Source organism: Bradyrhizobium sp. CCBAU 53338 (genome assembly GCF_015291665.1).
Taxonomy (GTDB): Bacteria; Pseudomonadota; Alphaproteobacteria; order Rhizobiales; family Xanthobacteraceae; genus Bradyrhizobium.
In genome coordinates this window covers 1,789,724-1,803,098 of record NZ_CP030048.1, presented here as the reverse complement: position 1 = coordinate 1,803,098, position 13,375 = coordinate 1,789,724, and the positions used below count along the sequence as shown (strand labels likewise).

Here is a 13,375-nt window from a genome sequence, read left to right as displayed (position 1 = left end):
AGGAACACCTTCGCAAACACGTGATGCCCGGGCCCTTCCCGGGCATTTCGCTTTGCACCCTTGAATGGAGCACGCTTGCAAATTCGGCAGGGTCGATCACAGTAAGGACTGCACGCAGGCAGCCCCAAGAATCTGCGGCCATCAAGGAGGACGCATGCTCCCCTATGTCGCCCACGATCCTCGCTTCGAGCGGCTGGTCATCGGCCACGTCAATCTCGAAAAGCTCACCAGCGGTTGCCGCTGGGCCGAAGGTCCCGCCTACTTTCCGGCCGGACGCTACCTCATCTGGTCCGACATTCCGAACAACCGGATGATGCGTTTCGACGAGACCGACGGATCGGCGTCGGTGTTCCGTTCGCCGAGCTTCAATTCCAACGGCAACACCACCGATCGCCAGGGGCGGCTGGTCAGTTGCGAGCACTTCATGCGTCGCGTCACCAGGACCGAGCACGACGGCTCGATCAGCGTACTGGCGGACGCGTTCGAGGGCCACAGGCTGAATTCGCCCAACGACGTCGTGGTCAAGTCGGACAATTCGATCTGGTTCTCCGACCCCACTTACGGCATCGACAGCGACTATGAGGGGCAACAAAGCCCGTCCGAGATCGGTGCCTCCAACGTCTTCCGGATCGACGGCAGCACCGGTGCCATCGCGCGCGTCGTGTCCGACCGGGTGCAGCCTAACGGGCTGGCCTTCTCGCCGGACGAAAGCAGGCTCTATGTCGCCGACACCGGTGCGACGCATGTCCGCGGGCTGCCGCCGACGATCTGGTCGTACGAGGTGAAAGGACAGGCAGTCGGGGAAGCTTCGCTGTTCGCGACCTGCCCGGACGGGCTCTATGACGGCTTTCGTGTCGACATCCACGGCAACATCTGGACGTCGGCGGGACGCAGCGTGTTCTGCTACGCACCCGATGGCACGCATCTCGGCACGATCCCGATTGGCGAGATCGTCGCCAATGTCTGCTTCGGCGGCCCGCGCCGCAACCGCCTCTACATCTGCGGCCAGACCTCGCTCTATTCGATCTATCTCAACACGCGCGCGGCGGTGTAGCGCGAGCGGGGCTACATGGCTCCACTCGCAGCAAATTGCGATACCTCGCTCCGGCCGGCCTGACGCAGGTCGACCGGCGATGCATTCAATCGCTCCGTGATGTGATCCGCAACGAACTCCGTGTCACGTCCGATGCCAACGAACCGGCCCGAGCCCCAGGTGTAGAGCCAAGGCAGCCCGACGACATAGACGCCGTCGACCGACGTGATGCCCCGCTTGTGAGTTGGATACCCGGTGCCGTCGAACATCGGCAGGTCGACCCACGACCAGTCGGACCGGAAGCCGGTTGTCCAGATGATGCTTGTAATGCCGCTCGCTGCGAGATCAAGCTCCGTGGGCACCGAAGTCGGGGACCACACCGGCTCATAGTGCGGCGTCACAGGCGCTGCGATTCTGTTCTTCGCGATGTGGTCATCGATCAGCCGGCAGATGCCGTTGTAGACCTTATCGGCATTGTCGAGATTGACCTGAAGATCATCGCCAAGCTGCAAAGATGTCCCGCGGCCGTCTTTGAGGCGACCGTAGAGCTTCATGCCCTCAAGGGCGAATTTGCGCAGGTCGATATCGCGGCCGCCGTCCCGTCCGGTCAAATAATGATTGGCATTCCTGCGAACGCCCTCCTTCAGCGAGTGCTTGTCAACCGGCAGGTCATATTGACCGAGATCGTCGAGCCAATCGACCGCGTCGCGGCCGCGATAGAAGCGCGGGCACCGCGGCGCGCTGCCGACAGCGAGATGCACCTTGCGGCCGGCCAAATGCAGATCTTCGGCAATCTGACAGCCCGATTGCCCGCTTCCCACCACGAGAATTTCACCCGGCGGTAACTGGTCCGCATTGCGGTAGGCGGAGGAGTGGATCTGCACGATCGATGCATCGAGGCGGTCGGCAAACGGCAGCACTTTCGGAATGTGATAGCCGCTGACCGCCAGCACGACGCGGTCAGCGGCAATCTCACCTGCTGTGGTCTCGAGCATGAAGCCGCGGCCGGACGGCCCCAGGCGCGTGACGGCCACACCTTCGTGGACCGGCGCATCGATGTGTCTGGCGAAATCCTCGATGTAAGAGACGATCTCGTCGCGCAGCATGAAACCATGCGGATCGCCGCCGACATAGGGAAAACCAGGGAGCCGGCATTGCCAATTCGGCGTGACGAGGCAGAAGGCATCCCAACGCTGCGTCTTCCAGGAATGCGCGATGGTATTCTTTTCAAGAACGACGTGATCAATACCTTGCTTGATGAGTTGCGCACTCATCGCGAGGCCCGCCTGGCCGCCGCCGATCACGACGACCGGATAATGAGTGTCAAGGTCAGTCATGATCAGCTCCTGTTATTCTTCAAAAGAGACGATGGTGACGGACGCACCAGGCGTGGCCTCGAATTGCGCGGCTGCAGCCTCGATCCGTGCGAGCTGCCCGAGCGCACGCGAGCACAGAAAGCCGTACTTCTCACGAACGCGCTCAGCCGCAATGGTCAGCGCAACGCGGCTGCGTTCGCGAAAGTCTGATAGCGCATAGGTCATGCCCGGGACGAAATGATCCTTGATGACGAGCGAGGGCGAATAGCAGGCCTCGACCCGCTCATCGGGCCAGCGCACGTGAAAATGCATCTCAGGCATAGTACACCTCGCGCATCGCCTGATAGGTGGCCACGTGTGCCATGGCGGTGCGGCTCCAATCATGACGCCGCGCAACCCTGGTGCCGTTCGCGGTCAGCCGCGAGCGCAGGGGGGCCGTGAGCGCACTGAGGGCAGCATCTGCGATCGAGCCCGCGTGATGCGGATCGCACCAGGCGACGTCGTCGGGGCCGAGATATTCCGTGAAGGGCGCGATGTGCGAGACCACCGCCGTCACACCGCTGGCCATCGCTTCGAGCACAGCCAGGCCAAAACCTTCGCGCAAGGATGGGAACAGCAGCACATCGGCCAGGCGATACAGCGACGGCATGTCGACATCCGTCAGCGGACCGGTCTCGATCACCGCATCGACGGGCAGTCCGGCGTCGCGCAGCCGCGCATTGAACTGTTGTCGATACAGGCCATGGTCCAGCAGCGAAGCTCCGCCGGCAATGACGAGCTGCGCGGACCGATGTACGGCGTACACCTGCCGGAAGGCGTCGAGAATACCGAGCGTATTCTTGCGCTGCTCGACGCCGCCGATCGACAGCAGGATCGGGCCTGCGCGAAGGCCGAGCCGGGCGCGTAGCGCATCATCGCCGGCCGTCGAGAGGGGCGAATAGCGCGCCGTGTCGACGCCATTTCCGACCAGCGTCGCCGCGCGGGACATCTCCGCCCTCAATTGCTCCTGCCAGAGCCGGCTGACGACAAACAGGCCGTCGGCGTGGACGATCGAGCGCCGGTCGAGTTCGCAGAGCCGCTCGTCACCGAATGCATCGACGTGATGAACGGTGCGGACATAGCGCTGGATCAGGCCGCGCTGCTTCAACGTCGCGAGCGCATTGCCGGAGATGCCATCCTGGGCATGGAAAACGTCAAACTGCCTGTTGGCGGCATCTTCGAAATGCCTGACATAATCCGCGATGCGCGCTTCGACCATCGCGACGACGTTACCCGAGGCCGGCGACGCAGGCACGGAGCGCGTCAAAGCGATGCTGCGGCGGAAGAAGCCCTTGCCTGTCGGGTCGGGCGCATGCACGACCGGTCGATGTCCGAGCTCCGCAAGGGCATCCGCAAGCGCAAGCGCATGCACCACGCCGCCCCGGGGATTGGTGGAGTGCGTGAGAATCGCGATGCGAAGCCCGGACGCGCCGCCGTTCATGCCACGCTCCGCTGCTGATGGCTCTCGCCTGGCGCACAGCCAATCAGGGCCTGTTCTGCGAAGTCCCAGACGGTTGCGCAGGCAGATTCAGCGCGAATGTCTACCCTTGCTCCCACGCTGACGTCTCCGATCGCGGCCGCCGCGATGCCGCGCCGCTGGAAGCGCGACAGGATCTCGTCGACATCTTCGGGCTTCGCCGACAGGAGATAACCAAAGCTCGGGAACGTGAGTAGCCAGCGCTCGAGCGGCGCACCGGCGGGAATCGGAACCGCCTCGACGTCCAGCGTAATGGCGACTTGCGAACACTCGGCCAGCATCGCCGCGGTCCCGACGATGCCGCCCTGGCTGATGTCCTTGGCTGCGAGTGCAAGGCCTGCTTCGGCAATAGACGGCAGGATCTCCAGATCGCCGCGCAGCCGCTCCGCAGGCGCGTCGGTCGCCGCCTCCCAATTCGCAAAGGGATCGCGATAGCGGCCGCGCAGATCAGTCGCTGCGATGAGCTTGTCGCCTGGCCTGGCGTCGAAGCTGGTGAGAAGGCGCTTGGCGCGGCCGAGGATCGCGACGGCAAACTGGCTCTGGTTGCTGCGCAGATTGGTGTGACCGCCAATGACGGGAACGCCGAATGTCTTCGCCGCGGCCTTCAATCCTTCGAGAATGGGCGCGGCCTTATCAGCCCCGTTGGACCAGATCGCATTGACGATGGCGGTGGGCCGTCCGCCCATCGCGACGACATCCGAGATGTTGACCATGGCGCCGCACCACCCCGCAAACCAGGGATCAGCGGCGACGAATTCATTCATGAAACCTTCGATGGCAAACAGGGTATAGCCATCGCCGTCCGGGATCGCCGCGCAATCATCGCCCACCGGGATGACGTCGCCACCAGACAGGTCGAGCGCCGCCGCGACAGCCGCGATGTCGGCCTTGGCGACGATGCCACGGCTTTGGCGGAGCGTTTCGGCAAGGCTTGTGAGCGCGGCATCCGTCAGCATGATCAGGCCGCCAGCTTTGCAAGCGAGCGGAAGCCAGTCTCGGGCGTCCGGAATGGCGGGTAGTGATCGAGATCGGCCTCCATGCGATGGTGCGGCCGGCCATGGAGCTCGAATTCGCCGAGCGAGCGCCAATGCATGTGCTGGAACAGCAGTGCGTTCTGACTTTGCACATTGGCGAGGAAGCGCCGGCAGCCGCGTGCATGCGCGGAGGAGACGGCAAGCCGGATCAGGCCGGCGCCGACCGCGCTGAGCCGGCGGTAGCCCTTTTCGACGGCGAGGCGGGAGCCCCACCACACATCTGCTTCGTGCTCATCAGTATGGATGCGCACGGTGCCAACCACCTCATCCTCGGCCACACCGAGCAGCGACACGGCCACGAGCGGAATGGCGACATCGTCGACCGCGTCACGATCATCGGCGGTAAACACACCCTGCTCCTCGCAGAAGACCCTGCGGCGCAGGGTTGCGGCGGCGGCCCGCTCCCAGGCTTCGATTGCGAACTTCACCTGGAATTCCGGCGCAACGAACGGTTTGAACGGCTCGAACATCATGCGCTTGCTCCGCGTTCGTAAGTGGACAAGGCCGAGCAGGCACCGCATTTGCCGCAGCCTGCCTTGATGTCGGTGGCGCGCAGGCCACCTACGCGCAACATGTCGGCGAGCGGACGCAGGATCTCGTGCATGAACGCCGCAGACGGTGTCGGATGGCTCTCCAACGGCGTGCCGGCAATCGGCACGAACGGCACGACGAAGGGATAGACGCCAATATCGATCAGCCGACACGACAGTGCGAGAATCTCGGACGGTTCGTCGCCGAGGCCGGCCAGGATATAGGTCGAAACCTGACCGCGGCCGAAGATCGGGACGGCCGCTTCGAACGCATCCATATATTGCTCGACCTGCACCTGTGCCTTGCCCGGCATGATCCTTTGCCGCACGGCGGGCCCGATCACCTCCAGATGCATGCCGAGCGCGTCGACGCCCGAATCCTTCATACGCTGGAACCAGGCATAATCGTCCGGCGGCTCGCATTGCGCCTGGATCGGCAGGTCGACGGCGGCTTTGACGGCCTGCGCGCTCTCCGTAAGGATGCCGGCGCCGCGATCGGAGGTGTGCGGCGTGCCCGTCGTCATCACCATGTGCCTGACACCGTCGAGCTCGACGGCCGCCTGAGCGACTTCGGCGAGCTGGGCCGGCGTCTTGCGCTCGACCGTACGTCCTGCCGCCAGCGACTGGCCAATAGCGCAGAACTGACAAGTCTTGGTGCGGCTCTGGTAGCGAATGCAGGTCTGCAGCACGGTGGTGGCGAGAACATCGCGGCCGTGCAGGGTCGCAAGCTTCCAATAGGGAATGCCGTCCGCGGTGGTGCGGTCGTAGAATTTGGGACGCAACGGAAACGAGACGTCAGCGAGCACGACGCCGTCGCGCGAGATGCGGCTGCGCCCGACTTCATCCGGAAGTTCGACGAGATAGGGGCTCTCGAAGGCCGGTGCGTTGTGGACCGGAATCATCACGGTGGCGCCGTCGATCGTGAACGGCGTGTGATCCGACGGCCCGGCGCCGCCACGGCGGCTCGTGCCCCCGGTCTTGGGATCAGCGAGCCGGACCCCGAAGGACTGCAACTCGTTGATCAGCTGCTCGGTCGGCATCGCCATAGGTTGCTGCATCTGCGGTCTCATCTGATTGGTCTTTCGGAATGGGCGCGAGGCGGTTCGGGTGAAAGCCGTGCATCGGACGCGCGGCCTGGTCGTTCAGCACCAGCGACAACAGCTCCGGCCGGGCGTAGTGGCCAACCGAGTCCATCATCCGCTTGCGCTTGGTGATCAAAGCAAGATCGAGATCGGCGACGAGGATGCCCTCGCCGCTGGTCAGCGGCGGCACCAGGTGGTTGCCTTCGGGAGAGACGATCGCGGTCATGCAGCCGCCGCGCAGGCCCTTGCGCAGACCTTCTTCGGGCGAGACCTTCGCGATCTGCTCCTCGGTCAGCCAGCCGGTGGCGTTGACGACGAAGCATCCGCTTTCCAGCGCATGGTGCCGGATCGTCACCTCGATCTGGTCGGCAAAGATTTGTCCGACCAGCGATCCCGGAAACTGGGCCGCGTGGATTTCCTCGTGCTGGGCCATCAGCGCGTAGCGGGCGAGCGGGTTGTAGTGCTCCCAGCAGGCCAGCGCGCCGACGCGGCCGACCGCGGTCTCGACCACCTTCAGGCCGGCACCATCGCCCTGCCCCCAAATCATGCGCTCGTGAAATGTCGGCGTGATCTTGCGCCTCTTCAGCACGATCGCGCCGTTCGCGTCGAATACGAGCTGGGTGTTGTAAAGCGAGCCATGATCGCGCTCGTTGACACCGAGCACCACCACCATGCCATGGCGCTTCGCCGCTTGCGCCACCGCGTCCGTCACGGGACCCGGCACGATGACGGCGTTTTCGTAGAGATGGATATGTTCGGCGCCGCTCAGGACCGGCGGACGGACAAAGGAGAAATACGGGTACCAGGGAACGAACGTCTCCGGAAAAACGGCGAACTGGACTCCCTTGCCGGCCGCTTCCGCGATGGCCGCCAGGATCCGGTCGACCGTTCCGGTCGGCGTCTCCAGATCCGGCGCAATCTGAATCGCGCCAGCCCTGATCGTGCGTTTCGCTGTCACTGTGCTCCTCCCTCGTCCGTCGCGTGAACCAACCGAGGTCAGACGGTCCAGGTGTGGATCATGAAGGCATCGTCCCTGCGGTGAAGCAGGATGAGATCGAGCACATCGAGTGGATTGATCGGCCGGATGCCCGGGATCAGCGACGGCTCGCCATGGCCGTAGAGCGCCTGTAGCGCGAACCGGCAGGCATAGACCTTGCCGCCTTCATCCATGAACTTTGCGAGCTGGTTGTTGAAGTTCTGCGCGCCGGGGAAGGCTTCGTCGCCGATCTTCGGAAAGCCGCGCTGAATGCCGAGCGTGACACCGGGACCGTAAAGCAGAACCGAGGTCTCGAACCCCTTCCGCTTCAGGCGCAGCGCCTGGAGAATATTGACGAGGCCGATTGAACCCTCGAAGGCGACGGTGTGGAAGGTGACCAGCGCCTTCTCACCCGGCTTTGCTTTGACGTCCTCGAAAACCTTCTCTTCATAGTCGACAAGAAAGTCGCCCTTCTGACGCGCGGGCATGTTCACTGCTGGCATAGACACCTCCTGTTCACGTCCGGCCTCCCGGATCGAGATCAGGTTTTGCAATCAATGTGCCAGACGACGTTCTGCACTCCAAATCATCAAACCATACAATTTGCATTCAAGTATCCAGTCATTGTTGAATGGAGACCTGACTGGATTTGGATATGCGCGCGCAATGCCCGAAAAATGGTGCCTGAAATTACTGGGCAACGCGCTCGATCGGTGTGCAACGCGCTCTGGCGGAACATCCTCTCACGACGTCAAAACTGCGCGACGCAATTGCCTTGATGCCTGCAACAATATACAGTCAATTCTACTGACGTAACTTGACGGAACTGAGCAATGGCCGACTGGCGACCCGATCTCTCGAACAGCGACAAGCCGCGCTATCTCGCGATCGCAGACGCGATCGCCGACGATATCGCCGCCGGACGGCTTGTGATCGGCGACCGATTGCCGCCACAGCGGAAGCTCGCCAAGCGCCTCGATGTCGATTTCACCACGGTTGCACGCGGTTATGTCGAGGCCCAGAAGCGCGGGCTGATTGAATCCAAGGTCGGACAGGGAACCTTTGTTCGCGACAAGCCGCGGCCGCGTCGCTCGGCGACAATCTTTCCGCCCCGCCCCGTCGATTTGTCGATGAACCTGCCGCCCGAGCCTGCTGATCCCGAATTGATCGAGCGGATGCAGGCCGGCGCCGAGCATGTGTTGCGCGACGTCGTATCGCTGCTGCGCTACCAGGGTTTTGGCGGCACGCAGGCCGACAAGGATGCCGCCTCGAGCTGGCTCGGCCGCCGCGCGCTGGTCCCGGCACAGAATCGCATCTTTGTCTCGCCGGGAGCTCATCCGGCGCTGCTCGGCATCCTCTCGATCCTCGCGAAGGCAGGCGAGGTCGTGCTGTGCGAGGCCATCACCTATCCCGGGATCAGGTCGATCGCCGCACAGCTCGGCATTACGCTCGTCGGCCTGCCAATGGATGAGGATGGCATCGAGCCGCAGGCGCTGACCGATGCCTGCAAGAGGCTGAAGCCCAAGGCGATCTACCTCAATCCGACGCTGCAAAATCCGACGACGCTGACGATTCCGGATTCGCGGCGGCGCGAGATCGTCGCGATCGCACGACGCTTCAAGCTGCCGATCATCGAGGACGATGCCTATGGCTTCATTCCCGAGCACGGCCACGGCCATGCGCCCTTCGCTGCGATCGCACCCGATCTGACCTGGCACGTCGCAGGACTGGCAAAATGCATCGGCGCGGGCTTGCGCACCGCTTACGTCGTCGTGCCCGACACGCGCTCGGCCTGGCCGTTTGCCTCGGCGCTCCGCTCAGCGACCGTGATGGCATCCCCCCTCACCGTGGCGATCGCGACGCGCTGGATCGAAGACGGCACCGCAGACACGATGCTGCGATTCATCCGCGCAGAGACGACGGCGCGGCAAAAGCTTGCCGCCGAAATCCTGCCCAAGGGCTCCTATCGCGGCGATCCCCTCAGTTTCAATTTGTGGGTTCCGCTGCCGACGCCCTGGAGGCGCTCGGCTTTCGTGGAGCATATGCGGCAGACCGGCGTCGGCGTCGTCGCAAGCGACGCCTTTGTCGTGAGCGATCCACCGCCGGAGGCCGTCAGGGTCTGCATCTGCGGTCCTTCAACGCGGGCACAGATCAGATCTGCGCTCGAATACGCCGCTCACGCGCTGGCCGAAACGCCGGCCCTGGCGTCGCCGTTTCTCTGATGGAGCGACGTCAGCTCGTGACACGTTCGCCGCGCCCGTAGACCAGCAGCATGAAGATGATGACGAGGCCGTAGATCACCTGGCGGCCGGCCTCGGGCATGTCCATGATCGACAGCACGCTGTTGAGCAGCACGATCAGCACGACGCCGATCAGCGTGCCGAGATAGCGGCCGCGGCCGCCGAGGATGTTGGTGCCGCCGATCACGACCGCCGCGATCGACGGCAGCAGATAGGCATCGCCCATGCCCTGATAGGCCTTGGTGGAGTAGCCGGCGAGGAGGACGCCCGCGAGCGCGGCGGCAAGACCGCAGAGCACGAAGCAGACCACGGTGATGCGGCGGGTGTCGACGCCGGCGAGATAGGCGGCCGCCTCCTTGTTGCCGATGGCGTAGACGTAACGCCCGAGCGCCGTGCGCTGGAGGATGATGGCCACGAGCACCGACACGGCGGCCCACACGAACAGCGCGTTGGGGATGCCGAGCGTGCGGTCACCCGCGAGCATCCGCATCAGATCAGTGGCCGCGGTCTGCGGGGCGTAGCCGCCGGTATGCGCGACCATCAAGCCGCGCATCACCGCGTTGACGCCGAGGGTGAAGATCATCGAGGGCACGCGCAGATACGCAACCCCGATGCCGTTGATGAGGCCGACCAGCAGCCCGACGCCGAGGCCGACCGGAATGGCGAGCGGCCCGCCGATCGACGTCGCCATCATCGCGGCCGCGGCGAGCGTCCACGGCACCGACAAATCGATCTGGGCGATCAGGATCACCATCATCATCCCGGCGGCAACGATGCCGAGGAAGGCGCCGATCTGGAGCTGCTGCAGCAAGTAGGTCGGCGACAACAGCGGCGCGCTGCCGAAGCGGGCAAAGGTGTAGACCGTGCCGGCGACCAGGATGACGAGAATGAACAGCGCCGCGATCAGGATCGGGCGGTCGTCGCGGGAGAGTCCGAGGGACGCAGTCGTCATCGGAACAGCTCCAGCGTGTTCTTGACGCGCAGCACGCCGAGGGCACCGATGCTGACAGCCGCCAGCAGGATCAGGCCCTCGAACAGCGGCTGCAACAGCGGCGCGATGTCGAAGATGCGGAAGAAGAACGAGATGACGCGCAGCACCATGGCGCCGAAGATCGAGCCGATCGCGCTGCCGGTCCCCCCGAGCAGCGAGGTCCCGCCGATGACCACGGAGGCAATGGAGTTGAGCGTATAGGCGCCGGCCTGCGGAATGTCGGCATTGCCCGAGGACGTCTGGATGGCGAGGAACAGGCCGCCGCAACCGGCGAAGAAACCTGCAAGCGTGAAGGCCGCGATCTTGGCGCGCTCGATCGGAAGACCCGACATGTAGGCGGCGCCTTCGGCCGAGCCGACCGCGTAGACGGCGCGGCCAATCACGGAGCGGCGGAACGGCACCCAGACCAGCAGCGCGATCAGGATCAGCAGCACGAAAGGCACCGGGATCCAGGCGACCGGCGCAAACCAGCTCGCGGCGCCGTCATCGAAGATATGAACGGTCGCGGCGAAGTCGCCGAGCGAGTTGGTCAGCGCCCAGTTGAGATCGTCGTCGATCTTGCCGCCAGGCGTCGGCCGCAGGAACAGCGCGATGCCGATATAGACCGCGCCGGTCGCCAGCGTCGCGATGATCGGCTGGATGCGTCCATAGACGACGACGCAGCCATTGAGGAAGCCCGCCAATGCGCCGATCGCAAGGCACACGACGATGCCGAGCAGGATGCCGTTCACTCCGCCGGGAAAGGTGCCGAGGCCGAATTGCAGGCCGAAGATGTCGAGATGCAGCGGCGTGCCGCCCGCCGCCCCCGTGAGCAGATAGCTTGCGAAGCAGCCCACCATGGTCATGACGGCGCCGACGGAGAGATCGAGTCCCGACGCCAGCACCGGAACGGTCTGGGCCATCGCCAGCATGGCGAGCGCAAAGATCTCGTCGCCGTTCTGCACCAGAACCGCCGACGAGAAGCCCTTGGGGTGCGCCAGGTTGTAAAGCAGGTAGAGAACGGAGAACAACAGGACGGCGGTGACGATGCCGATGTTCTGGCGAACCCTGATGGCGATATCGTCAAGCATGGGCGGCTCCGGGAGCATCCGGCGCCGCCGCGTCGATGTTCAGCGCGCTCGCGATGATGTTGGTCTCGGTGAGTTCGTCGCCCTGGAGCTCGCGCACGATGCGCCCGTCATACATGATCGCCACCCGGTCGCAGCAGCCGATGAGCTCGTCGTAGTCGGTCGAGTAGAACAGGATGGCCGCGCCCTGGTCGGCGAGCTCGCGCATCAGCCGGTAGAGCTCCTGCTTGGTGCCGACGTCGATGCCGCGGGTGGGATCGTTGAGCAGGATGAGCTTGGGGTCGGTCATCAGCCATTTGGCGAGAACGACCTTCTGCTGGTTGCCGCCGGAGAGCGTCGAGACCGCATCTCCGGGCGCACCGATCTTGATTTGCAGCCGCGCGATCGCGCGCTTGATCGCCTCGTTCTCTCGGGCGCGATCGACCAGAGGTCCGGTCGAGATCGCGTCGAGCGAGGCGATCACGAGATTGTCCGCGATCGACATCGGCAGCATCAGGCCCTCGGTCTTGCGATCCTCCGGCACCAGCGCGATGCCGACCGCCTTCGCCGCCGCCGGCGATGCCGGACGCACCTCGCGGCCCTCGACGGTGATTTGCCCGGAGACGCCACGCAGCACACCGAACAGCGCCAGCAGCAGGGACTTTTGCCCCTGGCCGTCGAGCCCGCCGAGGCCGACGATCTCGCCGGCGCCGACGCGCAGCGAGATGCGATCGAGGTGCCGATCCCAGCTCAAATTCTCGATATCGAGCACCGCCTTGGGCGATCCGCGCGCGGGCTTGGGCGGATATTGGGCCGCGATATCGCGCCCGATCATGAGCTGGACGATATCGGCGGTGGAGCGCCTTCCCTTGTCGAAGGTCTCGATATGGCGGCCGTTACGGAACACCGAGGCACGGTCGGCGAGCGCCTCGACCTCGTGCATGCGATGCGAAATGTAGAGAATGGCAACGCCTTCGGCCTTGAGCCGCGCCAGCATGGCGTACACCTTCTCGACGTCGGCGCTGGTGAGGGCCGATGTGGCCTCATCCAGGATCAAGAGCTGCGGCTTCTTGCCGAGCGCCTTGGCGATCTCCACCACCTGGCGGCGCGACAACGGCAGGTCGCGCACGCGCATCAGGGGATTGACGTCCTCGCAGCCGATCTCGGCCAGCAGCTGCTCGGCGCGGCGGCGCTGCGCCCGCGCGTCGATGAGGCCGAAGCGGCGCGGCGGCGACGAGATCGAGATGTTGTCCGCGACCGAAAGGTCGGGCATCAGCGACAACTCCTGGAAGATGCAGACGACGCCGGCTGCGTTGGCCGCGGACGGTGTCGCAAAGTGCACTTCGGATCCGCCGAGCCGCATGGTGCCGGCATCGGGCTGGACGACGCCGGCGATGATCTTGATCAGCGTCGACTTGCCGGCGCCGTTCTCGCCGAGCACCGCGTGGATCTTGCCGCGCTCGCAGGCGAAGTCGACGCCTTCGAGCGCGCGCACGCCGGCGTAACGCTTGGAGATTCCTGACAGCGTGAGGAAGGCAGATTGGGTCAGGGCGGCATCCGGCATGGCACACTCACGCAGCGGCGGCCCGGCGATGGCCGGGCCGCAACGGT

Annotated in this window: 13 protein-coding genes; 2 read left to right on the top strand and 11 right to left on the bottom strand. The window is 64.6% G+C overall.

From position 1 onward, the window contains the following. Positions 1-154 precede the first annotated feature (154 nt). On the top strand, positions 155-1,054 hold the full coding sequence (locus XH90_RS08600; RefSeq protein ID WP_194480381.1) for an SMP-30/gluconolactonase/LRE family protein: 900 nt from the start codon (positions 155-157) through the stop codon (positions 1,052-1,054). Positions 1,055-1,065: 11 nt separating this feature from the next. Here XH90_RS08600 and XH90_RS08595 read toward each other — a convergent pair whose 3' ends face one another. Genes XH90_RS08595 through XH90_RS08560 form a run of 8 tightly spaced genes read right to left on the bottom strand, consistent with a single transcriptional unit; the run spans position 1,066 to position 7,990 of the window. Further along, the gene (locus XH90_RS08595; protein WP_194480379.1) at positions 1,066-2,370 is read right to left on the bottom strand and encodes an MSMEG_0569 family flavin-dependent oxidoreductase; all 1,305 of its coding nucleotides are present in this window, start codon (positions 2,368-2,370) and stop codon (positions 1,066-1,068) included. 12 nt (positions 2,371-2,382) lie between these two features. Next, positions 2,383-2,670, bottom strand: coding sequence for an MSMEG_0570 family nitrogen starvation response protein (locus XH90_RS08590; protein ID WP_194480378.1), 288 nt, complete (start codon positions 2,668-2,670; stop codon positions 2,383-2,385). Further along, a complete protein-coding gene (locus XH90_RS08585; RefSeq protein WP_194480376.1) occupies positions 2,663-3,829 on the bottom strand; it encodes an MSMEG_0565 family glycosyltransferase in 1,167 nt (388 codons plus the stop codon). Before XH90_RS08585 ends, XH90_RS08590 begins: the two co-directional genes overlap by 8 nt. Next, positions 3,826-4,821 (bottom strand): sll0787 family AIR synthase-like protein, encoded by a 996-nt coding sequence (locus XH90_RS08580; protein WP_194480374.1) that lies wholly within the window; start codon positions 4,819-4,821, stop codon positions 3,826-3,828. The genes XH90_RS08585 and XH90_RS08580 overlap by 4 nt, the downstream gene beginning before the upstream one ends. Before the next feature lie 2 nt (positions 4,822-4,823). After that, entirely contained in the window at positions 4,824-5,372 is a 549-nt protein-coding gene (locus XH90_RS08575) for an MSMEG_0567/Sll0786 family nitrogen starvation N-acetyltransferase (protein ID WP_194480373.1), read from the bottom strand. Then, on the bottom strand, positions 5,369-6,487 hold the full coding sequence (locus tag XH90_RS08570; RefSeq protein WP_194480372.1) for an MSMEG_0568 family radical SAM protein: 1,119 nt from the start codon (positions 6,485-6,487) through the stop codon (positions 5,369-5,371). The genes XH90_RS08575 and XH90_RS08570 overlap by 4 nt, the downstream gene beginning before the upstream one ends. Continuing rightward, positions 6,414-7,469, bottom strand: coding sequence for a Nit6803 family nitrilase (locus tag XH90_RS08565; protein ID WP_194480370.1), 1,056 nt, complete (start codon positions 7,467-7,469; stop codon positions 6,414-6,416). Before XH90_RS08565 ends, XH90_RS08570 begins: the two co-directional genes overlap by 74 nt. A 38-nt stretch (positions 7,470-7,507) precedes the next feature. Then, positions 7,508-7,990, bottom strand: a complete 483-nt coding sequence (locus XH90_RS08560; RefSeq protein ID WP_027526573.1) for an MSMEG_0572/Sll0783 family nitrogen starvation response protein — start codon at positions 7,988-7,990, stop codon at positions 7,508-7,510. A 330-nt stretch (positions 7,991-8,320) separates the two neighbouring features. Between XH90_RS08560 and XH90_RS08555 the strand changes: the two genes are divergently transcribed. Then, on the top strand, positions 8,321-9,709 hold the full coding sequence (locus tag XH90_RS08555) for a PLP-dependent aminotransferase family protein (RefSeq protein ID WP_194480368.1): 1,389 nt from the start codon (positions 8,321-8,323) through the stop codon (positions 9,707-9,709). 10 nt (positions 9,710-9,719) lie between these two features. On the opposite strand, the gene XH90_RS08550 is transcribed toward XH90_RS08555, so the two are convergent. Genes XH90_RS08550 through XH90_RS08540 form a run of 3 tightly spaced genes read right to left on the bottom strand, consistent with a single transcriptional unit; the run spans position 9,720 to position 13,328 of the window. Next, entirely contained in the window at positions 9,720-10,679 is a 960-nt protein-coding gene (locus XH90_RS08550; RefSeq protein WP_194480366.1) for an ABC transporter permease, read from the bottom strand. Continuing rightward, positions 10,676-11,788 carry an ABC transporter permease gene (locus XH90_RS08545; RefSeq protein WP_194480365.1) on the bottom strand — a complete coding sequence of 371 codons (1,113 nt, stop codon included), beginning with the start codon at positions 11,786-11,788 and terminating at the stop codon, positions 10,676-10,678. Before XH90_RS08545 ends, XH90_RS08550 begins: the two co-directional genes overlap by 4 nt. Beyond that, positions 11,781-13,328, bottom strand: coding sequence for a sugar ABC transporter ATP-binding protein (locus XH90_RS08540; protein WP_194480363.1), 1,548 nt, complete (start codon positions 13,326-13,328; stop codon positions 11,781-11,783). Before XH90_RS08540 ends, XH90_RS08545 begins: the two co-directional genes overlap by 8 nt. Between the last annotated feature and the right edge of the window lie 47 nt (positions 13,329-13,375).